The organism is Ramlibacter sp., from assembly GCA_019635435.1.
Lineage (GTDB): Bacteria > Pseudomonadota > Gammaproteobacteria > Burkholderiales > Burkholderiaceae_C > JAHBZM01.
Map to the genome: position 1 here is coordinate 664,251 of JAHBZM010000001.1, position 22,070 is coordinate 686,320.

Annotated in this window: 15 protein-coding genes; 8 read left to right on the forward strand and 7 right to left on the reverse strand. The window is 69.0% G+C overall.

Annotated elements, in window-relative coordinates:
• The 5 genes from KF796_03175 to glnE form a co-directional block, all read right to left on the reverse strand.
• Window positions 1–735, reverse strand: coding sequence for a CerR family C-terminal domain-containing protein (locus tag KF796_03175; GenBank protein MBX3585622.1), 735 nt, complete (start codon window positions 733–735; stop codon window positions 1–3).
• A 67-nt stretch (window positions 736–802) separates the two neighbouring features.
• Complete coding sequence (locus KF796_03180) at window positions 803–1,909, reverse strand: SDR family oxidoreductase (protein MBX3585623.1); 1,107 nt, start codon at window positions 1,907–1,909, stop codon at window positions 803–805.
• 3 nt (window positions 1,910–1,912) lie between these two features.
• A complete protein-coding gene (locus KF796_03185) occupies window positions 1,913–3,154 on the reverse strand; it encodes a beta-ketoacyl-[acyl-carrier-protein] synthase family protein (GenBank protein MBX3585624.1) in 1,242 nt (413 codons plus the stop codon).
• Window positions 3,151–3,393 carry an acyl carrier protein gene (locus tag KF796_03190; protein MBX3585625.1) on the reverse strand — a complete coding sequence of 81 codons (243 nt, stop codon included), beginning with the start codon at window positions 3,391–3,393 and terminating at the stop codon, window positions 3,151–3,153. The genes KF796_03185 and KF796_03190 overlap by 4 nt, the downstream gene beginning before the upstream one ends.
• Before the next feature lie 102 nt (window positions 3,394–3,495).
• Window positions 3,496–6,306 carry a bifunctional [glutamate--ammonia ligase]-adenylyl-L-tyrosine phosphorylase/[glutamate--ammonia-ligase] adenylyltransferase gene (gene glnE / locus KF796_03195; protein MBX3585626.1) on the reverse strand — a complete coding sequence of 937 codons (2,811 nt, stop codon included), beginning with the start codon at window positions 6,304–6,306 and terminating at the stop codon, window positions 3,496–3,498.
• 25 nt (window positions 6,307–6,331) lie between these two features.
• On the opposite strand from glnE, the gene KF796_03200 reads away from it, so the two are divergent.
• The 4 genes from KF796_03200 to KF796_03215 all read left to right on the forward strand — a co-directional run bounded on the left by KF796_03200 (window position 6,332) and on the right by KF796_03215 (window position 13,980).
• Entirely contained in the window at window positions 6,332–10,489 is a 4,158-nt protein-coding gene (locus KF796_03200) for a TIGR02099 family protein (GenBank protein ID MBX3585627.1), read from the forward strand.
• A 16-nt stretch (window positions 10,490–10,505) separates the two neighbouring features.
• Window positions 10,506–11,312 (forward strand): carbon-nitrogen hydrolase family protein, encoded by an 807-nt coding sequence (locus tag KF796_03205; protein ID MBX3585628.1) that lies wholly within the window; start codon window positions 10,506–10,508, stop codon window positions 11,310–11,312.
• A gap of 80 nt (window positions 11,313–11,392) precedes the next feature.
• Window positions 11,393–13,354: a PAS domain S-box protein gene (locus KF796_03210; GenBank protein ID MBX3585629.1), complete on the forward strand. Its 1,962-nt coding sequence runs from the start codon at window positions 11,393–11,395 to the stop codon at window positions 13,352–13,354.
• Window positions 13,354–13,980, forward strand: coding sequence for a response regulator transcription factor (locus KF796_03215; GenBank protein MBX3585630.1), 627 nt, complete (start codon window positions 13,354–13,356; stop codon window positions 13,978–13,980). The genes KF796_03210 and KF796_03215 overlap by 1 nt, the downstream gene beginning before the upstream one ends.
• 31 nt (window positions 13,981–14,011) lie before the next feature.
• Here the strand turns inward: KF796_03215 and KF796_03220 are convergent, their stop codons facing one another.
• Window positions 14,012–14,155, reverse strand: a complete 144-nt coding sequence (locus tag KF796_03220; GenBank protein ID MBX3585631.1) for a hypothetical protein — start codon at window positions 14,153–14,155, stop codon at window positions 14,012–14,014.
• Here KF796_03220 and KF796_03225 point away from each other — a divergent pair.
• From KF796_03225 to KF796_03235, 3 genes are all read left to right on the forward strand, one after another.
• On the forward strand, window positions 14,088–15,305 hold the full coding sequence (locus KF796_03225) for an MltA domain-containing protein (protein ID MBX3585632.1): 1,218 nt from the start codon (window positions 14,088–14,090) through the stop codon (window positions 15,303–15,305). The two genes, KF796_03220 and KF796_03225, sit on opposite strands and share 68 nt — an antisense overlap.
• A 20-nt stretch (window positions 15,306–15,325) precedes the next feature.
• Entirely contained in the window at window positions 15,326–15,634 is a 309-nt protein-coding gene (locus KF796_03230) for a hypothetical protein (GenBank protein MBX3585633.1), read from the forward strand.
• Between the two features lie 151 nt (window positions 15,635–15,785).
• On the forward strand, window positions 15,786–17,729 hold the full coding sequence (locus KF796_03235) for a DUF839 domain-containing protein (protein ID MBX3585634.1): 1,944 nt from the start codon (window positions 15,786–15,788) through the stop codon (window positions 17,727–17,729).
• Window positions 17,730–17,795: 66 nt separating this feature from the next.
• On the opposite strand, the gene KF796_03240 is transcribed toward KF796_03235, so the two are convergent.
• Window positions 17,796–18,281 carry an Lrp/AsnC family transcriptional regulator gene (locus tag KF796_03240; GenBank protein ID MBX3585635.1) on the reverse strand — a complete coding sequence of 162 codons (486 nt, stop codon included), beginning with the start codon at window positions 18,279–18,281 and terminating at the stop codon, window positions 17,796–17,798.
• Window positions 18,282–18,459: 178 nt separating this feature from the next.
• On the opposite strand from KF796_03240, the gene KF796_03245 reads away from it, so the two are divergent.
• Window positions 18,460–22,035, forward strand: a complete 3,576-nt coding sequence (locus KF796_03245) for an indolepyruvate ferredoxin oxidoreductase family protein (GenBank protein ID MBX3585636.1) — start codon at window positions 18,460–18,462, stop codon at window positions 22,033–22,035.
• The last annotated feature ends 35 nt before the right edge of the window (window positions 22,036–22,070 follow it).

A 22,070-nucleotide genomic window follows, 5' to 3' on the forward strand; every position in this document is an offset into this window, starting at 1 on the left:
TCATGAAGGTCTTCCCTGGATCGGGGAGGGTTGAAGAGGGCTTTTGGCCCGGGAGGGTGAGGGGGTTTGCGAGCGGCGAAGGGCCTCGTGCGCCACCATGGCCTCGGCAAAATCGGCCAGGCGTTGGGCGGCCTGGTCGACCGCACGCGGCGCTGACAGCAGCCGGGGCCGGATCGCCTCGATCAGGTGGCGGCCAATGAACAGCTGCAGGGCCAGCGCGGAGACCGCGAAGGCCAGGCGGTGCACTTCGTCGTCGGCCCGCGCCAGGCCCAGGTGGCGGCACAGCACGGCCACCAGGGCCGCGTGCGAGGCCTTGATGCCCTCGTCCAGGTCGCCCGACAGGCCCGTGGGCTCCAGCATTTCGCGCAAATGCAGGCGCATGCACTGCTGGACCAGGTCGCCCTGGTTCATGGGCTCCAGGAAGCTCTGGAAGTAGCCTTGCAGCGATTCACGCAGGCTGAAGTGCGGCTGGTTGAACAGGGCGATGTCATCCGCCGGGTTGCCCATGGGCTCGGTGAACACCACGCGGTACAGGCCCGCCTTGTCGCCAAAGTAGTAGCTGATGGCCGCGATGTTGACCCCGGCGGCCAGCGCGATCTCGCGGGTCGAGGTCTTGGTGAAGCCTTTCTGCGAGAACAGGCCCAGCGCCGCTCGCAGCAGGCGCGCGCGCGCCGCCAGGCCGTCACTGCGGGGCAGGCGGGCACGGTGGGGGTGGTCGAGCGCGGAGGCGGGCATGGGCGCCATTACAGCACATTAAATCAATCATTTGATTAAGTTAATGTGTCAGGCGGCAACCGCCCGGCTATTTGAAGTCGTGCGCCATCTGCTGCGTCATGGGGATGCCTTCGCTGGTGCGAACGCACTCGCCGATGTAGCTGGCCAGCGGCGGCGGCGGGGCCATGCCTTCGGCCAGCAGCCGGCTGTTGTCGAACACGTAGTTGAGCTCGGCAAAGGCGCCGTACAGGGTCAGTGCGCGCAGGATCAGCAGGCGGTTGACCCGCCCCAGCCGCTGCTCGAACAGCGGCACCAGGCTGCGCAGGTCGTCCACCGCCACCTGCTGGTAGCGCGGCGCCACGGGCGGCGTGCCGGCGGCTGCGGCATAGGCGGCATCGATCCCGGTGAACAGGTTGCTCGATGCCAGGCCCGCCGACAGGTGGTACAGGTCGGTGGCCAGCTGGTCCTTCAGGGTCAGCGCGACCAGCGCCTGCGCGCACCAGTCGGCCGGGATGATGTCGATGCGCTCGTCGGGGGCGCAGGTGAAACGCTCGAGCGCGAACGCCATGCGGAACACCCAGAAGATGCTCGGAGAGGGCGCGCAGCCCAGACGGCTGTGCCCGACCACGATGGAGGGCCGCGCCACCACCAGGGGCAGGCCCGGCAGCGCCCGCAAGGCATGTTCCGCCGCGACCTTGGACCGGGTGTAGGGCACCAGATGCGCTTCGTCGCGCACGCCGGCCTCCCAGGACTCGCTGACCGGGGAGGTCATGTCCGGGCCGCAGCACATGGCCGTGCCGACCTGGACCCAGCGGGTCAGGCGCGATTGGGCCAGCACGGCGCGCGCCAGGGCCATCGTGCCGTCCACATTGCTGGCCCAGATCCGGGGGTTGTTGGAGAACGTGGCCAGCGCCGCGCAGTGGATCACGTGGGTCAGGCCGGCCAGCAGGGGGGAGCCGGCCACCGCGTCAATGCCCAGCAGGTCCGCGCAAAGCACCTGCTGCGCGGTGATGCTCAGCGCATCGGCTGGCGTGCCGCCAAAGCGGATCAGGGTTTCGCGCAGGCGGGCGCAGCCCTCTTCGGCGCTGGCGGCGCGCACCATGAACACGGTCTGGCGCAGCAGGCCGCGCTGCGCCAGCTCGGCCATCACGGCGCCGCCGACAAAGCCGGTGCCACCGGTCAACAGGAGTCGCATGGTTCAGGGCTTTCCGGAAACTGGGGTCTGCCGCAATACCAGCGACACATTCGAGCCCCCGAAGGCAAAGGAGTTGGACAGCACATGCGCAAGCGGCAGGGCACGGGGCTGGTCGCTCACGTCGAGGTCCGCGCAGCGCGGGTCCAGCGGCAGCGCGCCCAGGGTGGCGGGCACCAGTTGCAGCTGCAGGCTGGCCAGGCTGATGGCGGCCTCCAGTGCGCCGGCGGCGCCCAGCAGGTGGCCGTGCTGGGACTTGGTGGCGCTGACCGGGGGGCGGGCCGGACCCAGCGCGGCGGCCAGGGCTTGCGCCTCGGCCACATCGCCGGCATCGGTGCCGGTCGCATGGGCATTGACGGCGCCGATGTCGCCGGGCAGCACCCCCGCGTCGTCCAGGGCCTGGCGGATGGCCTCGATCTGGCCGTCGGTCTGGGGCTGAACCAGCGAGGCCGCGTCGCAACTGGTGCCATAGCCAGCCAGCTCACCCAGGGGGCGTGCGCCGCGCGCGCGCGCATGGCGCGCGCTCTCCAGCACAAACGCCGCGGCGCCCTCGCCGATCGTCAGGCCGCTGCGCTCGCTGGAGAATGGCCGGCAGGCCAGCGCCGGATCATTCACGGTCTTCCGGGTGCTGAGCACGCGCAGCGCACCCCAGGCCGCCAGCACCCCGGGTGCCAGCATGGCCTCGCTGCCGCCGACCAGCGCGAGGTCGATCCGGCCCGCGCGGATGGCCAGCAGCGCCTCGCCCAGCGCCGTCGCGGACGAAGCGCAGGCCACGCTGTAGGTCATGTTGGGCCCCTTCAGGCCGTATTTGATCGCGAGCTGGGCCGCCGAGGAATTGGCCATGATGCGCACCACCGTCATTGGCCGCAGCGCGGCGTGCTCGACCAGCAGCCGCTGGTAGCTGGCCTCGGTGGTGTGCAGCCCGCCCATGCCCGTGCCCCAGTACACCCCCGCGCGCCGGGGATCCACCTGCGGTGCGGCCTGGGCCCAGGCCTCGGCCGACGCGCACAGCGCAAGCGCGCAGGCGCGGTCGGTGCTCAGCGACTGGTGCGCCTGCACCGCCTGTTCGGCCTGCGGGTGAAGGGGGGCCATGAAGGCGTCCGGGGCGCCCGGGTGGCGCAGCCATTCGGCCGGGAGCGGCGAAAAGCAGGCAACCGGGTCCAGCAGTGACGCGCACAGGGCCTGCCAGCCGTGGCCCTGCGGCCCGACGACCCCGACGCCGGTGATCCAGACGCTGGTATCGCTCACGACGCGGGCGTGTGCTGCGAGATCAGGGCCACCAGCTCGCCGACCGTGGCGGGCACTGCATCAGGGGCCACGTCGCCAAGATCAACCCCGAAGGTTTCCTCGATCGAAAACAGGAGTTCAGCCACGGCCAGGGAGTCCAGGCCGATGTCGGCCAACCCGGTTTCCGGTGTGATGCCCGAAGTGTCCAGCTGGTGCTGCTCGTGGATGAGCTGCTTGAGGCGCTCAAGAATGTCTGACAAAGGAATCCCCAAAGACTGCGCCCGAAAATGTAAACGATTTGTAAAGGCGCGGGCGCGATTGTGCACCCGGAAGATGACCAGCGCCTGACCTGCAGCGGGGGCTCAGCGGCCGAAAACGTGGTCCCAGAGGGCCAGCACGGCATCGCGCTCGGCCTGCAGGGCGGGGGGGTCCACCTGGGTCGGGGTTTCGTTGAGCCGGGCCTGGTGCTGGACCCGCCGCAGTTCGCGGTAGGCGCGCGCGGCGTCTTCACCCACGCCGGCGGGCAGCAGGCCCGCGCCTTCGGCCAGCCGCAGCAGCGTGATGTTGCCCAGGTTGGGCCGCAGGCCCGGGTGGCTGGCCGACTGGGACAGCACCAGGAACTGGACCGCGAACTCCACATCGACCATGCCGCCCGTGCTGTGCTTGACGTCAAAGCGGCCGCCGCGGATCGGGTGGGCCGCGCGCACCTTGTCCCGCATGCCGATGATCTCGTCGCGCAGCGCGGGGATGTCGCGCGGCGCGGTGATGACGGCGTCGCGCACGGCGGCAAAGCGCGCCGCGAGTGCCTGTGGGCCGGGCGTGTCGCCCATGCCCAGCACGAACCGGGCGCGTGTCATGGCCTGGTGCTCCCAGGTCCAGGCGGTGTTGCTGCCGCGCTGCTGCTGGTAGCGGGCATAGGCCTCGAAACGGGTCACCAGCAGGCCGGAGTTGCCATTGGGGCGCAGCGCGGTATCGATCTCGAACAGGTCGCCCTCGGCGGTCTTGACGCTGAGCCAGTTGATCAGCTTGCGCACAAAGGCGGCGTAGACCTCGGGCGCGCGTTCGTCGTCGTCCTCGTAGACGAACACGATGTCCAGGTCGCTGCCGTAGCCCAGCTCCTTGCCGCCCAGCTTGCCGTAGCCAATGATGGCGAAGCAGGGCTCCTCGCGGTGCCGCCCCTTCAGACGCTGCCAGCACCAGCGCGCCGTCACCCGCAGCAGGGCGTCGGCCAGCGCGCTCAGGTCGTCGGCCACCTGCTCGACCGTGAGCCGCCCCTCGATGTCCCGCGCCAGCGTGCGGAACACCTCGGCGTGATGGGCCCGCCGCAGCAGGTTGAGCAGGGCTTCGTCGTCGTCCTCGCCGGTGATCTCGAGCGAGCGGCGGCGCTGCTCCATCTCGCGTTCGAAGTCGTCCGCCACGAAGCGCTGCTGCAGCATCTCGTCGCTGGCGAGTTCGTCGATCACGCCGGGGTGCTGCAGCAGGTAGCGCGCCGGCCAGCGGGCGGCGCCCAGCAGGCGCAGCAGGCGTTCGTGCACGGCGGGCCGCTCCAGCAGCAGCGCCAGATAGCTTTCGCGGCGCAGCAGGGGCTCGATCCAGTCGGCCAGCCGCACAGCGGCTTCGGCCGTGACCCGGCCCTCGCGCAGCCAGGTGGCCGTGCGCTGAATCAGGCGGGCGAGGCGGTCGCGCGCGTCATCGCGCAGGGCCAGCACCCGCGGGTGGCCCCGCCACTGGGCCAGCCGTTCACCCAGGGCCTCGGGCAACTGGGCCAGCAGCTCGTCCAGGTCGGGCGCCGGGGCGCGCCCGGATTTGGGGCCCGAGCAGTTGCCCTTGCACTCCCTGGCACCGCCGCCCAGCAGCTTGTCGAACTCCTGGGCCACCAGTTCGCGGTGGGTGTCCAGCTCGCTCAGGAAGGGGCAGCAGTTGGCGAAGCCCATGGTCTGGGCGATCCAGGCGAGGTCGTCGTCACGGGTGGCCAGCACATGGGTCTGCTGGTCGTCAAGGTACTGGATGCGGTGCTCGACGCGGCGCAGGAACTCGTAGGCGCGGGCCATGGCGTCGGCCGTGGCCTGTGGCATGAGCCCGGCCCGGGCCACCCGCTGCAGCGCCGCGAGTGTCGGCCGGGTCCGCAGCTCGGGGAACTGGCCGCCGCGCACCACCTGCAGCAGTTGCACGGTGAACTCGATCTCGCGGATGCCCCCGCGCGAGAGCTTCACGTCATTGGCCCGCTCGGGCCGCCCGGCGCTGCGCTTGGCCGCATGTTCGCGGATCTGCCGGTGCAGCACGCGCAGCGAGTCAAACACGTTGTAGTCCAGGTAGCGGCGGAACACAAAGGGCAGAACGGCGCCGCGCAGCTCCTGGGCCGAGCCGCTTTCAACGCAGGCCCGCGGCGCGATCACGCGGCTCTTGAGCCAGGCAAAACGCTCCCATTCGCGGCCCTGGACCTGGAAGTATTCTTCCAGCGCCCCCAGCGACACGGCGGCCGGACCCGAGTTGCCGTTGGGCCGCAGCGCCAGGTCCACGCGGAACACGAAGCCATGCTCGGTGGTGTCGCCGATCAGGCCGTAGATGATCCGGACGGCCTTGCTGAAGTACTCGTGGTTGGAAATGCGCTGGTGGCCTTCGGCATCGCCGGCGGTCTCGCCATCATGGTCGTAGACATAGATCAGGTCGATGTCGCTGGACACATTGAGCTCGCGCGCGCCGAGCTTGCCCATGCCCACGACCCACAGTTGCGCGGGCCGCCCGTCGGGCGCGAGCGGCGCGCCATGGCGCGCGTCCAGTTCGCTGCGCGCCTCGGTGCAGGCGATGTCCAGGGCGAATTCGGCCAGCTCGGTCACGGCGCGCGTGATGGTGGCCAGCGGCGCCTGGCCGTCGCAGTCCAGCCGCACCAGCCGTTCCATCACGAGCTGGCGCAGGACGCGCAAGGCGGTGCCGGCATCGGGGGTCTGGCGCTTCAGCGCTTCATAGGTGGCGGCGATGCTGGCATGCACCGGAGCGCCCTGCGGCAACAGCGCCAGTTCGGCGGCATAGCGCCGGCGCAGGCGCTGCACGAAGCGCGAATGCGACGACAGCGACGCGGCTTCGCCCCCGGCCTGGCCGGTCCCGTCCACGGGCTGGCCGTTTAACAAAACTTCACTCTTGTGCATCGAACCCAACGAACCGCTGCCGGTCATAATTCCTGACACATCCACCTGTTCAATGAACGACTCCGCGCCGTCCCCTTCGCGTCTGCTGAAGACTTATGCCGCCGTTGCGCGCTGGTTTTTGTGGTTGTTGCTGGCGGTCTGGCTGGTGTTTGCGCTCGCCTGGGGCGCGCTGCATGGCTGGATTGTGCCGCGAATCGGGGAGTTCCGCCCGGACCTTGAAATCGAGGCCACCCGGGTGTTGGGGATACCCGTTCGCATCGGGGAAATCACCGCCCGCACCGAAGGGCTGGTCCCCTCCTTCGAGCTGGCCAACGTGGTGCTGCTGGACCCGCAGGGCCGCGAGGCGCTGCGCCTGCCGCGGGTGGTGGCGGCGCTGTCACCGCGCTCGCTCTGGAACCTGGGTTTCGAGCAGCTTTACATCGACCGGCCCGAGCTGGACGTGCGCCGCGCCGCCGACGGCCGGGTCTTTGTGGCGGGGCTGGATTTTTCCCGTGGCGGCAGCGACGGGCGGGCCGCCGACTGGTTCTTCAGCCAGACCGAATTCGTGATTCACCAGGGCACGGTGCGCTGGACCGACGAGCTGCGCGGCAAGGCACCGCTGGCCCTGGCCGCGGTGGATTTCGTGGCCCGCAACAGCGCCCGGCGTCACGCGCTGCGGCTGGACGCCACGCCGCCCGCCGACTGGGGGCAGCGCTTCACGCTGCGCGGTGTTTTTCGCCAGCCACTGTGGTCGGCGCGTGCCGGCCAGTGGACGCAGTGGGACGGTCAGGTTCATGCCGATTTCGCGCAGGTCGATGTCTCGCAGTTGCGCGGTTACCCAGGCCTGGGGCTGGACCTCACCGAGGGCCGGGGCGCGGTGCGCCTGTGGGCCGATGTCCGCAAGGGCGAGCTGGCCGGTGGCGTGGCCGACCTGGCGCTGACCGATGTCAGCGGCACATTGGGGCCCGGCTTGCAGCCCCTGTCGCTGGCCTACCTGTCGGGGCGCGTTGGCGGCCGGAGGCTGGCCGGCGGGTTTGACTTCTCCACCCAGGACCTGCGGTTCAGGACCCGCGAAGGCCTGGTCTGGCCGGGCGGCAACGTGGCGGTGACATGGACCGGGGCCACCGGCGGCCAGCCGGCGCGGGGTGAACTGCGCGCCGACCGGCTGGACCTGGCCGCGCTGGGCCAGGTGGCCAGCCGGTTGCCGCTGGGCACCGTGACCCATGCCGCGCTGACTGCCTACGCGCCGCGCGGCATGGTGGAAACGATCCAGGGCCGGTGGCAGGGGCCGCCCGACGCGCTGCAGAGCTACCAGGCCAAGGGCCGCGTGGTGGGGCTGGAGATCGCCTCGCGCGCGGCCAGCCTGCCAGCGGGCTCCACGCTCACGCATGCGCCGGCCGGCAGTCCGGGCATCCGCGGCGCGGCGCTGGACTTTGATTTCACGCAGGCCGGCGGCACGGCCCGCCTGCGCATGAGCAAGGGCGCGCTGGACCTGCCCGGGGTGTTTGAAGAGCCGACCCTGCCCCTGGATGAACTGTCGGCCGACGCGCGCTGGCAGATCAAGGACCGCCAGCTGTCGTTGTCACTGGACAACCTGAAGTTCAGCAACGCCGATCTGGACGGCCAGGCCCGGCTGAGCTGGCAGACCAGCGACCCCGCGCGGTCTGCCAACCACTCGCGGTTCCCGGGCGTGCTCGACCTACAGGGCACGCTGAGCCGCGCCGATGGCGCCCGGGTGCACCGCTACCTGCCGCTGGTCATCGCCCAGCCGGCACGCCGCTATGTGCGCGAGGCCGTGGTCCAGGGCAGCGCCAGTGGGGTGAAGTTTCGCGTGCGCGGTGACCTGCTCCACCTGCCGTTCAAGGACCCCAAGCTGGGCGAGTTCCACATCAGCGCCAACGTGAAGAACACCGAGTTCGCCTTCGTGCCGCGTGCCATTGCTCCGCGTGGCGCGGCACCCTGGCCCGCGCTGACGCAGTTGTCTGGTGAACTGGTTTTTGACGGCAACACCATGCAGGTCAAGGGCGCCAGCGGCCGGCTCTCGGGCGGGCCGGGGTTGCAGGTGACGAACGCGCAGGCGCTCATCCCCGACCTGGCCCATTCGACCACGGTGGTGGTCAGCGCCGAGGTGCGCGGCCCCTTGAGTGAAGCCCTGTCGGTGGTCAATGCCTCGCCGCTCTCGGCCTTGATGGGGCATGCGCTGGACCAGACGGTGGCCAATGGCAATGCCGAGGTGCGGCTGCACCTGACCCTGCCGGTGAACACCATCGACCGCTCGCGCGTTCAGGGCAGCCTCACGCTGGCGGGCAATGACCTGCAGATCACGCCCGACAGCCCGGTGCTGGGGCGGGCGCGCGGCAGCGTCCTGTTCAGCGAAAGCGGCTTCTCGCTCGCGGGCGCGCAGGCGCGCACCCTGGGCGGCGAGATGCGGCTGGAAGGTGGCAGCCGGGCCGGTGCCAGTCCCGCCGAGCGGGGCGGTGTGCAGTTCCGGGCCCAGGGCACGGTCACGGCCGAAGGCCTGCGCCAGGCGACCGAACTGGGCTTTGTGTCGCGGCTGGCGCAAAGCATGCAAGGCAGCGCGACCTACACTGCGGCGCTCGGCTTTCGCCGCGGCGTGCCGGAACTGTCGATTGCCAGCAGCCTGCAGGGCCTGGCGCTGACCCTGCCGCCACCCATGAACAAGAGCGCCGAGGCCCTGATGCCCTTGCGTTACGACAGCGCGCTGCTGGCGGAATCGCTGGCGCCCGGCGCGCGGCTGGCCGACCAGATCTCGGTGGGGCTGGGGCGGGTGGCCTCCCTGACCTATGTGCGCGACCTGTCTGAGCCGGTGGCCCGTGTGCGGCGCGGCGCCATCGGGGTGGGGCTGGCCGCGGGTGAATCGGCCCCGCTGCCCGAACAGGGCGTGATGGCCAACATCCACCTGGGCACCGTCGATGTCGATGCCTGGGACAAGGTGCTGTCCGGTGCCTCGGGCGCCAGTCTGTCGGCCCCGGCCGAAACGGGCGGCACGGCGAACCGGGCCGCGCTGGATTACCTGCCCACCGTGCTCGCGGTTCGCGCCGAAGCGCTGGCGTTTGACGGGCGCACCCTGCACAACGTGGTGGTCGGTGGCTCGCGCGACGGGCTGGTCTGGCGTGCCAATGCGGACGCAGACGAACTCAATGGCTACCTCGAATACCGCCAGCCTTCAGGGGCCGGGGCCGGCCGGGTCTATGCCCGGCTGGCGCGGCTGAGCATCGCCGCGTCGGCGGCGCGCGAAGTCGAGCAGCTGCTTGACGAGCAGCCAGCCAACATTCCCGCGCTGGATGTGGTGGTGGACGAACTCGAGTTGCGCGGCAAGAAGCTCGGGCGGGCCGAGATCGACGCCGTCAACCGCGGCGGCAGCGTGGTGGCGCGCGAAGGCGGGGTGCGTGAGTGGCGGCTCAACAAGCTCAACCTGGCCATGGCCGAGGCGCATTTCAGCGCCACCGGCAACTGGGCGGCGCTGAATGCGCAGCCGACGGCGCCGGGCGGCCCGCGTCCGGCCCGCGTGCCGGGCGAAGTCCGGCGCACGGTGATGAATTTCCGGCTGGACATTACCGACTCCGGGCAATTGCTGACCCGCTTCGGCATGAAGGACGTGATCCGGCGCGGCAAGGGCCGCATGGAGGGACAGGTGGCCTGGCTGGGCTCGCCGCTGACCATGGACTATCCTTCGCTGAGCGGGGCGTTCAATGTCAATGTGGAAGGCGGCCAGTTCCTCAAGGCCGAACCGGGGTTGGCCAAGCTGCTGGGGGTGTTGAGCCTGCAGTCGCTGCCGCGGCGCCTGACGCTGGATTTCCGTGATGTGTTCAGCGAGGGCTTTGCATTTGACTTTGTGCGCGGCGACGTCACCATTCAGCAAGGCATCGCCGCGACCAACAACCTGCAGATGAAGGGCGTGAACGCCGCCGTGCTCATGGATGGCCGCGCCGACATAGCCCGGGAGACGCAGGACCTCAAGGTGGTGGTGGTGCCCGAGATCAACGCGGGGACGGCGTCGCTGGTGGCGACGGTGATCAACCCGGTCGTGGGCCTGGGGACCTTCCTGGCGCAGATGGTGTTGCGCAACCCGCTGATCCGGGCCGCGACGCAGGAGTTCCACATTGACGGCACCTGGGCCGACCCGCGTGTCACGCGGGTGGACCGCAAGGCGCTGACCGAGGGCAAGGCCGAGGCAACCGATGCGGCGCGACCCGGCGCCACACAGTGAATCCAAGGAGAAAGTGATGAAGGCAGCCGCCATCCAGATGGTCTCGGGCGTTTCGCTGGAGGCCAACCTGCACACCGCGCGCGTCCTGCTGGCGCAGGCCGCCCGCGATGGCGCCGAGCTGGCCGTCCTGCCCGAGTACTTCTGCCTCATGGGCCACCGGGACAGCGACAAGCTGGCCGCGCGCGAAACCTGGGGCGATGGCACCGTGCAGCAGTTCCTGGCCACCGCCGCGCGTGAGCTGGGGCTGTGGATCGTGGGCGGCACGCTGCCCCTGGCCACCGTCAGCGAGACCCATGTGCGCAACACCAACCTGGTGTTTTCGCCGGCCGGCCAGTGCGTGGCCCGCTACGACAAGATCCATCTCTTCAAGTTCAGCAACGGGCGCGAGCAGTACGACGAGTCGCGCGTGATCGAGAGCGGCGCCGATCCCGTCAGCTTCGAGCTGCCCTCGCGCGACGGCAAGACCTGGCGCGTGGGCCTGTCGGTCTGCTACGACCTGCGCTTTCCCGAGCTGTACCGGGCCCTGCGGGCCGACCTGCTGCTGGTGCCCAGTGCCTTCACCCATGTCACCGGGCAGGCCCACTGGGAGCTGCTGCTGCGGGCGCGGGCCATCGAGAATCTGGCCTATGTGCTGGCGCCGGCCCAGGGCGGCAGCCACGAGAACGGGCGGCGCACCTGGGGCCATTCGATGCTGGTCGATCCCTGGGGCGTGGTGATCGACCAGCGGCCCGAGGGCGCGGGCGTGGTGGCCGGCGTGCTCGACGGCGACCGGCTGGCGCAGGTGCGCCTGCAGCTGCCGGCGCTGGAGCACCGGGTGCTGTGAGCGCGGTGCCCGCGATCCCCGCCGGCGCGGCGGGCCCGCGCCGCCTCCCGGTGCGGCTGCGCTGGTCGCTGTGGGGCCTGATGGTGGTGCTGGTGGTGGCGATGCTGATCACGCTGGTCTGGCTGGCGGGCCGCTATGAGGCCAGCCAGGTGCAGTCCAAGCTGGAGCGTGACACGGCCGACGCGGTGAGCGACATCCGCAACGCCATGTCGCGCAACGCCCAGACGCTGCAGGCGCTGCACGCGGCCGTGGGCGAGCCGGCGCGCTGGCAGGCCGAAGCCGCGAGCCTGCTGCGCGAGCACCGCGAGTGGGTCCGCGTCGAATGGCGCGATGCCCGGCTGGCCACCCTGCTGGCGGCCGACACGCCCTACCGTCCGGCCGTCTTTGCCAAGCTGGGCCGCCAGAATGCGCTGGCCGACGTGGCGCTGGCCTGCACCCATGCGCGGCGCGTGAGCGGGCCGGCCTATGCCACCAGCTACTTCGTGCCCCAGCTGGACGGGCTGGGCGTGGAGGTCATGGAGCTGTGCATGCCGCAGGTGGTGGCCGGTGAGCTCACCGGCTACATCGTGGCCACCTACGCATTGCAGACCATCCTGACCGACCTGATCAGCCGCCAGCTCACGCGCAGCCAGGAGGTCTCCTTCACCGAGGCCGATGGCACCCGGCTGGCGCTGCACGGCTCGGCGCGGCGGGGCAGCCGCATCTTTACGGCGCAGCAGCTGGTGGACCTGCCGGGCAACACGCTGGTGCTGCGCATCGACGCCTGGCGCGCCGCACCCGACCTGTTTCCCAATGTGCTGACCGCGCTGGTGTCGGCCATGTCGATCGCGCTGGTGTCGGTGCTGGTGCTGCTGGGCAAGGACATGCGCCGGCGCCTGCGCGCCGAACACGATCTTGCGGAGGCACTGGCCTTTCGCAAGGCCATGGAGGACTCGCTGGTCACCGGGCTGCGCGCGCGCGACCTGCAGGGGCGCATCACCTACGTGAACCCGGCGTTCTGCCAGATGGTGGGCTTCCCGCCCGAGGAACTGCTGGGTCATGCGACCCCGGCGCCCTACTGGCCGCCGGAGCTGGCACACGGCTATTTCCTGCGGCAATCGACCCGGCGCGCCGGCGAGAACGCGCCGCCGCGCGAGGGCTTCGAGTCGGTCTTCATGCGCAAGGACGGCACCCGTTTCCCGGTGCTGATCATCGAGGCGCCGCTGATCAACGCCAGCGGCGTGCAGACCGGCTGGATGAGCGCATTCCTGGACATCAGCGAGCAGCGCCGCGTCGAGGAACTGTCGCGCGCCAGCCAGGACCGCCTGCAGGCCACGGCGCGGCTGGCCACCGTGGGCGAGATGGCCTCGCTGCTCAGCCACGAGCTCAACCAGCCGCTGGCCGCCATTGCCAGCTATGCCAGCGGCTCGCTGAACCTGCTGCGCCATGGGCCGCACGCCGTGGCGGACCTCGAAATGGCCATGCACCGCATTGCCGGGCAGGCCGAGCGCGCGGGCAAGGTCATCCGCAGCGTGCACGACTTCGTGCGCCGGCGCGACCAGGCCCGTGAGCCCATCGTTCCGCAGGAGCTGCTGGACGCGATCATGCCGCTGGTCAGCCTGCAGGCGCGCAAGCTCGGCGTGTGGGTGGAAACCCGGCTCGCGCCCGACCTGCCCCGGGTGCTGTGCGACCGGACCATGGTGGAGCAGGTGCTGCTCAACCTTGCGCGCAATGCCATGCAGGCCATGGACGAGGCCGCGGTGCCGCAGCGCCAGCTCATCATCCAGGTGCGTCGTACCGGGGCGGCGGGCGCGGCGGCCAAGGGCTGGCTCGAGTTCTCGGTGGCCGACCAGGGGCCGGGCATCTCGGAGGAAGTGGGGCAGCAGCTGTTCACCCCGTTCTTCACCACCAAGGCCGAGGGCATGGGCCTGGGCCTGAGCCTGTGCCGTACCGTGGTGGAGCAGCATGGGGGATTCCTCGCATTCGAACCCAACCATCCGCAGGGTACGATTTTCCGGTTCACCCTGCCCGTGGATCCGGGCGCCCCAACCAGCACCTCCTGATGCAGCCTGTCCTGAATGCCACTGTTTACATCGTCGATGACGACGCCAGCGTGCGCGACGCGCTGGCCTGGCTGCTGCGTTCGCGGCACCTGCCCAGCGAATCGTTCGCGGGGGGCGAGGACTTCGAGCGCCTGCTGCACAGCGGCTTTGTGCCGCGCGAGCCCTGCTGCCTGCTGCTGGACGTGCGCATGCCCGGCATCAGCGGGCTGGCGCTGTTCGAGGCCCTGATCGAACGCGGCCTGGCCGCGGTCATGCCCGTGATCTTCCTGACCGGCCATGCCGACGTGCCCACCGCGGTCGAGGCCGTGAAGCGCGGCGCCTTCGACTTCTGCGAAAAGCCGTTCTCCGACAACGCGCTGGTGGACCGCATCGAGCAGGCCATCCAGCAGTCGGCCCGGGTGCTGGCCGAGCAGCGGCAAAGCCGGCAGATCCAGTCGCGGCTGGGCGAGTTGACCGACCGCGAGCGCGACGTGATGCGGCTGGTGGTGGAGGGCCTGCCCAACAAACTGATCGCCGACCAGCTGGACATCAGCGTGCGCACGGTCGAGGTCCACCGCTCGCGCGTGTTCGACAAGATGGAAGTCAAGTCGGCGGTTGAGCTGGCCAATTTGCTACGAAATACATAGCGCACAGTGGCCGCCAGTCCTGGACTCCAGCCTATTTTGGCTCTGAATCCTCTGGAGAATCGGGTGGAGCGGCCTGCGGCAGCTCGCCTTTGTCGCGGCCCGAGAACATGGTCCACCACACAATCGCGACCAGCACCACCATGGCCAGCAGGGCTTCAAGCAAAATCAGACCCATGACCGGTTTCTCCAGGCTTGTTGCAACGCTGCTGATTGTAGGAACGCTGGCCGCCTGCGGCAGCGCGCCGCCGTTGCCCGCCGAGGCGCCCCCACCGGCAACGTCTGCTGCGCCGCCAACGGCCTTGCCGGCCGACGACACCTCGCCCCTGCCGCCGCCCCTGCAACAGGGCCGCAGCCGCTGGACGCCCGTGCGCTGGGCCGAACTGCCCGGCTTTGCCGACGACGCGCTGCACGAAGCCTGGAACGCCTGGCTCAAAAGCTGTGAGCGCCCCGGCCCGACCTTTGCCCCGCTGTGCGGGCAGATCCGCCAGCTCAGCATCGGCAGCGCCGACGACCAGCGGGCCTGGATGATGGCGCACCTGCAGCCCTACCGCGTGGCCCCGCTGTCGGGCACCAGCGACGGCCTGCTCACTGGCTACTACGAGCCCCTGCTGGAGGCCACCCGCCTGCCCGACGCTGGCCACACCGTGCCGCTGTACCGCCCGCCCGCCGGCCTGGCGACGCGCCGGCCCTGGTACACGCGCCAGGAAATCGACACGCTGCCCGAAGCCCGGGCCGCGCTGCGCGGGCGCGAGATCGCCTGGCTGGCCGATCCGCTGGACGCGCTGGTGCTGCAGATCCAGGGCTCGGGCCGGTTGCGCATCACCGAGGCCGACGGCACCCAGCGGCTGGTCCGCCTGGCCTTTGCGGCGAGCAACGAGCAGCCTTACCGCAGCGTGGGCGGCTGGCTGCTGCAGCAGGGCGCGATCCGCGACGCCTCATGGCCGGGCATCAAGGCCTGGACGCTGCAGAACCCGCAGCGCGTGAACGAGATGCTCTGGAGCAACCCGCGCACGGTGTTCTTCCGCGAGGAGCCGCTGGCCGAGTTCGAGGCCGCCTTTGGCCCGCGCGGGGCCCAGGGGGTGGCGCTCACGCCGGGCCGCTCCATCGCGGTGGACCGCGAGAGCATTCCCTATGGCACACCGGTCTGGCTGGCATCCAGCGGTCCGGTGGTGAACCTGCAGCGCCTCGTGCTGGCGCAGGACACGGGCAGCGCCATCACCGGCGCCGTGCGGGCCGACTACTTCGCGGGCTGGGGCCCCGAGGCCGGTGAACTTGCCGGGCGGCTCAAGCAGCCGCTCAAGCTGTGGGTGCTGTGGCCCAAATGAAGCACCTGCCCCCGCTGCGGATGAGCCTGGGGCTGGTCGCCGCCGCCTGGCTGACCGGCTGCGCCGGCCCGGCCACGGCGCCGCCCGCGCCGCGCTACCACTGCGAGCATGGCATCGAGTTCACCGTGAGGTTCATCGATGACTCGGCCGTGCTCGATGGCGTGCGGGGCCGCGAGGTGCTGTACCGTGACGCTGGTGGCCTCGCGCCGGGTCAGACCGTCTACAGCAACACCCACATGCGCGCCGAATTTGGCCTGGGCACCAGTGGCCGCGAGGCCATCGTGCGCTACCCGCTGCTGCCGCTGGCGGCGCGCTGCGCGCGCGACTGACGCGCCCCGCAGCCGCGGGCCTTCAAGAAACTGTCACACACCGTTCGTAGGATCGCGCTCGTCGCACAGGCCGCAAGGCCCGTGCGAAGCAGTGAACTCCGGCTCCGCCTGGCCTGGCCATGGCGAGCCCATAACCATGGAACCCTACGACATGTCCCAACCCGTTCAAAACTCCCGCCGCGACATCCTGAAAATGTTCGCCGGTGTGCCCATGCTGCCCCTGACCACGGGCAGCCTGCTGTCGGTGGCATCGCTGACCGCCTGTGGCGGCAGCTCGGACACCAGCTACAAGTCCGCCAGCTTCTCGTCCATGGCCGCGCCCACGCTGGCCAACCCGGCCGCCATGGCCACCACCAGCGTGGCCTCGAGCCTGACCGTCAGCTTCAATGACGCGACCTCGCAGACCTACAAGCTGGCCTACCAGCCCTTCTTCGTCACCGGCGACATGGTGGCCGACGGCAAGGGCGGCAAGGTGCTGGCGGGCGGCTACTACGACATCAACAACCAGCCCATCATCGACAAGTCGGTGGCGGGCAAGGAGCGCCAGTTCTTCTCGGACGCGCCCGATGGCATGTCGCTGCTCAAGCTGGACAAGCCCACCGTCTCGGGCGTCAAGGGCAACACGGTGTTTGCCGTGGTGCAGTTCGAATACACCACGCGCGACCAGGCCGGCGTGTCGGCCTATGGCCAGCTGCCGTCCCCCATCGCCGTGCTCACGCTGGACCAGGACCCCGCCACGGGCAAGCTGTCCCTGGTCAAGTACCACAACGTGGACACCTCGTCGGTCAACGGCCTGTGGATCACCTGCGGCGCCAGCCTGTCGCCCTGGAACACGCACCTGTCCAGCGAAGAGTACGAGCCCGATGCCTCGCTGGCCACCAACACCCAGCTGCAGGGTTTCAGCAAGGCGCTGTATGGCGACGCCGCCCGGGCCAACCCCTACCACTACGGCCACATGCCCGAAGTGACGGTCAACCCCGACGGCACGGGCTCCATCAAGAAGCACTACGGCATGGGCCGCATTTCCCACGAGCTGGTGCAGGTCATGCCCGACCAGCGCACCGTGATGATGGGCGACGATGCCACCAACGGCGGCCTGTTCATGTTCATTGCCAGCAAGGCCGCCGACCTGTCGGCTGGCACGCTGTACGTGGCCAAGTGGACGCAGACCAGCAGCGCCAGCGCCGGCGCCGCCACGCTGACCTGGATCAAGCTGGGCAGCGCCACCAGCGCCGAGGTCAAGGCCCTGATCGATGGGGGGATCAAGTCCTCGGACATCATGGACATCAAGACCAGCGATCCGGCCGATGCGACCTACACCAAGATCAACTTCAACAAGACCTTCAACTGGATCAGGATCAAGCCTGGCATGGAGAAGGCCGCGGCGTTCCTGGAAACCCACCGCTACGCGGCCTTCATGGGCGGCAGCATGGGCCTGACCAAGAACGAAGGCACCACCGTGAATGCCAAGGACAAGGTGATGTACGCCGCCATGTCCGCGATCCGCGACTCCATGGTCAAGGGCAATGCGGCGTCGAAGGACATTGCCGTGGACAAGGCCATCCAGTCGGGCGCGGTCTACGCGCTCAACCTCAAGGGTGCGCAGAAAGACACCAGCGGCGCAGCCATCGACAGCGAGTGGGTGCCCGTGGACATGGCCGCGCCCGCCGCGCTGGTGGGTGAGGATCTGGCTACGGCGGATGCCCTGGGCAACCTGGCCAACGCCGCCAAGATTGCCAACCCCGACAACCTCAAGTACTCCGAGAAGCTGCGCACGCTGTTCATCGGCGAGGACAGCGGCATGCACGTCAACAACTTCCTGTGGGCCTACAACGTGGACACCAAGGAGCTGGCGCGCATCCTGTCGTGCCCCGCGGGCGCGGAAAGCACCGGCCTGCACGCGGTGGACGAAGTCAATGGCTGGACCTACGTCATGAGCAACTTCCAGCACCCGGGTGACTGGGAGTCGCCGCTGCATGACATCGTCAAGCCCACGCTGGATCCCCTGATCCGGGCCAACTACAAGGACCGCTTCGGCGCGGCGGTCGGCTACATCACGGCGGACGCCACGGCGCCCAAGCTGTCGAAGACCTGATAACGACAAAACCCATCCGGTCCAGCCGGTTGCCCGGCCTCCCGCGGAGGCCGGGCTTTTTGCTTTCTACGGGGTGGTTCGCGACAGCTGCCCCAGCGGCAGGCTGCTGCTGGCCTTGACCTCGCCCAGCGAAAAGCTGGTGTGCAGGTCCTTCACATTGGGCAGGTTCAGCAGCACCGTGCGCGCGAACTGCGAGAACGAGTCCAGGTCGCGGCTCACGACCTGCAGCTCGAAGGTGCCCGCGCCGCTGATGTAGTGGCACGACACCACCTCGGGAATCTTCTGGATGGCCTCCTCCATCTCGCGGGTCAGCTCCGCCGTGTTGCGGTTGGCGTCCAGCCGCACAAAGGCCAGCACGCCCAGGCCGATCCGGTGGCGGTCGATCTCGGCGCGGTAGCCCTTGATGAAGCCACTTTCTTCCAGAGCCCGCACCCGCCGCCAGCACGGTGCCGCCGACAGGCCCACCCGCTGGGCCAGCTCGGCGTTGGTCAGGCGGGCGTCGGCCTGCAACTCGGTCAGGATGGCGATGTCAAACTTGTCTAGTGTTTCCATAATTGGCAAAAATCAGCAAGATTCTTTCTCATATTAAGGTTATTTGGGCATAGAACGCAAAGACTTATCTGAGCACTCGGCATACACTTTGCATTCAGTTAGAGGCGGCGCCCTACCCGGGGGCTGCCCATGCCATTGCCCACGAGGCAAACCCCCAGGCCACAGGAGACCCACGAACATGAATGCCCCGCTGCCCGAACACATCCGCAAAGCGCTGGAAACCGTCACCCTCGACGACAAATACGCCCTCGATTACGGGCGGGCCTTCATGAGCGGGGTGCAGGCCCTGGTCAAGCTGCCCATGCTGCAGCGCCTGCGCGACGCGCAGCAGGGCAAGAACACCGCAGGCTTCATCAGCGGCTACCGCGGTTCGCCGCTGGGCGGCTATGACCAGGCGTTGTGGAAAGCCAGCAAATACCTCAAGGCGCAGAACATCGTGTTCCAGCCCGGGGTCAACGAGGAGCTGGCGGCCACGGCGCTATGGGGCACCCAGCAACTGGGCTTCTCGCCCGCGGGCACCAACAGGTTCGACGGCGTGTTCGGCATCTGGTACGGCAAGGGCCCGGGGGTGGACCGCTGCTCGGACGTGTTCAAGCACGCCAACATGGCGGGCACCACGGAATACGGCGGCGTGATTGCCGTGGCCGGAGACGACCATGTCTCCAAGAGCTCGACCGCCGCGCACCAGAGCGACCACATCTTCAAGGCCTGTGGCCTGCCGGTGTTTTTCCCGGCCACGGTGCAGGAAATTCTTGACCTCGGCATCCACGCCTTTGCCATGAGCCGCTTCTCGGGCGTGTGGGCCGGCATGAAGACGATCCAGGAAATCGTGGAGTCCAGCGCCACCGCCATGATCGACCCCGAGCGCGTGGAGATCAAGATCCCCACCGACTTCCAGATGCCGCCGGGCGGCGTGCACATCCGCTGGCCCGACCACGCGCTGGAGCAGGAGGCCCGCCTGTTCGACTACAAATGGTATGCCGCGCTGGCCTACATCCGCGCCAACCGCCTGAACTACAACGTGATCGAAGGCCCGAACGACCGGCTTGGCCTGATCGCCAGCGGCAAGGCCTACAACGACACCCGCCAGGCCCTGCTGGACCTGGGGCTGGACGACGACAGCTGCCGCCAGCTGGGCATCCGCCTGCACAAGGTCGGCGTGGTCTGGCCGCTGGAGGCCCAGGGCACGCGCGAATTCGCCACCGGCCTGCGCGAAATCCTGGTGATCGAGGAAAAGCGCCAGGTCATCGAGTACCAGGTCAAGGAAGAGCTGTACAACTGGCGCGCCGATGTGCGCCCCAACGTCCTGGGCAAGTTCAACGAGGTCGAGGGCGATTACTCAGGCGGCGAATGGTCCATGCCCAACCCCAACGAAAACAAGCTGCTGCGCGCCAACGCCGACCTGTCGCCCGCGCTGATCGCGCGTGCCATTGCCCAGCGCATCAAGAAGATGGGCGTGGATGGCGACATGACGGCGCGCATCGACGCCCAGCTGGCCATCCTGGAGGCCAAGGAACGCGCCATGCAGGTGGTGGAGCTGAACGGGGTGAAAGGGGCCGACCGCCAGCCCTGGTTCTGCTCGGGCTGCCCGCACAACACCAGCACCAAGGTGCCTGAAGGCTCGCGCGCAATGGCCGGCATCGGCTGCCACTTCATGGCCACCTGGATGGACCGCAGCACCGTGGGCTTCACCCAGATGGGCGGCGAGGGCGTGCCCTGGGTGGGGCAGCAGCCGTTCACCACCGACCAGCACATCTTCGCCAACCTGGGCGACGGCACCTACTTCCACAGCGGCCTGCTGGCGGTGCGCCAGAGCATCGCGGCGGGCGTCAACATCACCTACAAGATCCTCTACAACGACGCCGTGGCCATGACGGGTGGCCAGCAGGTGGGCGAACGGCCTGAAGGGCATTCCGTGGTCCAGATTGCCCAGAGCATGCGCGCCGAGGGCACGGTCAGGATCACCATCGTGACCGACGAGCCCGAAAAGTACGAGGGCGTGACGGGGCTGCCCGCGGGCATTGCCATCGAGCACCGCGACCGGCTGGACGAGATCCAGCGTGAGTTCCGTGAAATCAAGGGCACGACCGTCATCATCTATGACCAGACCTGCGCCACCGAGAAGCGCCGCCGCCGCAAGCGCGGCAGCATGGTGGACCCGGCCAAGCGCGTGGTCATCAACGAGCTGGTCTGCGAAGGCTGCGGGGACTGCGGCGTGCAGTCCAACTGCCTCAGCGTGGAACCGCTGGAGACGGAGTTTGGCCGCAAGCGCACCATCAACCAGAGCACCTGCAACAAGGACATGAGCTGCCTCAACGGCTTCTGCCCGAGCTTTGTGACGGTGGAGGGTGGCCAGCTCAAGAAGAAGGCCAAGGGCCAGATGGCGTCGCCGTTTGCCATGGGCCAGCTGCCCGAGCCCAGCCTGCCCGCCATTCACGGCGCCTACGGCATCGTGGTCGCCGGCGTGGGCGGCACGGGCGTCATCACCATCGGCCAGCTGCTTGGCGTGGCGGGGCACATCGAAGGCAAGGGCATCGTCACGCAGGACGCCGGTGGCCTGGCCCAGAAGGGCGGCGCCACCTGGAGCCATGTGCTGATTGGCAACCATGCCGACGACATCCGCACCACGCGCGTGAGCATGGCGGGGGCCGACCTGATCATTGGCTGCGATCCCATCGTCACGGCCGGCAAGGAAACCGTGATGCGCATGCGCGAGGGCCGCACCCATGTCGCGCTCAACTCGCACAGCACGCCCACGGCGGCCTTTGTGAAGGATGCCGGCTGGCAGAACCCGGCGCAGGCCTGCGTGGCCGATGTGGCGCGCGCCGTGGGGGCGCAGGGCGTCGCCGTGTTCGACGCCGATGCCGCCGCCACCCGCCTGATGGGCGACAGCATCTTCACGAACCCGATGATGCTGGGCTATGCCTGGCAGAAGGGCTGGATCCCCCTGGGCCACGAATCACTGATGCGCGCCATCGAGCTCAACGCCGTCGCGGTCGAGCAGAACAAGGTGGCGTTTGCCTGGGGCCGGCAGGCGGCCCATGACTGGGCGGCCGTGGAAAAGCAGATGGCGCCGGCCCAGGTGATCGAATTCAAGAAGCGCGAAACCGTGGCGCATCTGGTGACGCGCCGGGTCGAGTTCCTGACTGATTACCAGAACGCGGACTATGCAGCGACCTACCGCGCATTTGTCGACAAGGTGCAGCTGGCGGAGGCCCCGCTGGGCAAGACCACGCTGACCGAGGCGGTGGCGCGCTCCCTGTTCAAGCTCATGGCCTACAAGGACGAGTACGAAGTGGCGCGCCTGCACACCGACAAGGCCTTCCTGGAGCGCGTCAACGGCATGTTTGAAGGCGACTTCAAGCTCAACTACCACCTGGCGCCCCCGATCATCGCGAAGAAGAATGCGAAGGGTGAGCTGCAGAAGCAGAAGTTTGGTCCGGCCATGCTGACCGCGTTCCGGGTACTGGCTGCGCTCAAGGGCTTGCGGGGCACCGCGTTCGACATCTTTGGCCGGACCGAGGAGCGCCGCACCGAAAGGGCGCTGATCAGTGACTACCGTGACAGCGTGGAGCAGGTTCTCGCGGGGCTGGACGCTGGAAATCATGGGCTGGCACTGGAGATTGCCCGCCTGCCCGAGCAGATCAAGGGGTTTGGCCACGTCAAGGAGCGCAACCTGGTGGCGGTGCGCCAGAAATGGGCGGGGCTCATGCAGCAGTGGGCTGACCCCGAACTGGCGCGGCAAGCAGCCTGAAATCCCCCCTGACAAGGGCCTGGTTACATCTTTTT

Coding starts and splice junctions, on each gene's coding strand:
- KF796_03200 (MBX3585627.1), top strand. CDS start 6,332: ATGAACGACTCCGCGCCGTCCCCTTCGCGTCTGCTGAAGACTTATGCC.
- KF796_03245 (MBX3585636.1), top strand. CDS start 18,460: ATGAATGCCCCGCTGCCCGAACACATCCGCAAAGCGCTGGAAACCGTC.
- KF796_03240 (MBX3585635.1), bottom strand. CDS start 18,281: ATGGAAACACTAGACAAGTTTGACATCGCCATCCTGACCGAGTTGCAG.
- glnE (MBX3585626.1), bottom strand. CDS start 6,306: ATGACCGGCAGCGGTTCGTTGGGTTCGATGCACAAGAGTGAAGTTTTG.
- KF796_03210 (MBX3585629.1), top strand. CDS start 11,393: ATGGTGGTGCTGGTGGTGGCGATGCTGATCACGCTGGTCTGGCTGGCG.
- KF796_03235 (MBX3585634.1), top strand. CDS start 15,786: ATGTCCCAACCCGTTCAAAACTCCCGCCGCGACATCCTGAAAATGTTC.
- KF796_03220 (MBX3585631.1), bottom strand. CDS start 14,155: ATGGGTCTGATTTTGCTTGAAGCCCTGCTGGCCATGGTGGTGCTGGTC.
- KF796_03175 (MBX3585622.1), bottom strand. CDS start 735: ATGCCCGCCTCCGCGCTCGACCACCCCCACCGTGCCCGCCTGCCCCGC.
- KF796_03205 (MBX3585628.1), top strand. CDS start 10,506: ATGAAGGCAGCCGCCATCCAGATGGTCTCGGGCGTTTCGCTGGAGGCC.
- KF796_03230 (MBX3585633.1), top strand. CDS start 15,326: ATGAGCCTGGGGCTGGTCGCCGCCGCCTGGCTGACCGGCTGCGCCGGC.
- KF796_03180 (MBX3585623.1), bottom strand. CDS start 1,909: ATGCGACTCCTGTTGACCGGTGGCACCGGCTTTGTCGGCGGCGCCGTG.
- KF796_03215 (MBX3585630.1), top strand. CDS start 13,354: ATGCAGCCTGTCCTGAATGCCACTGTTTACATCGTCGATGACGACGCC.
- KF796_03225 (MBX3585632.1), top strand. CDS start 14,088: ATGGTCCACCACACAATCGCGACCAGCACCACCATGGCCAGCAGGGCT.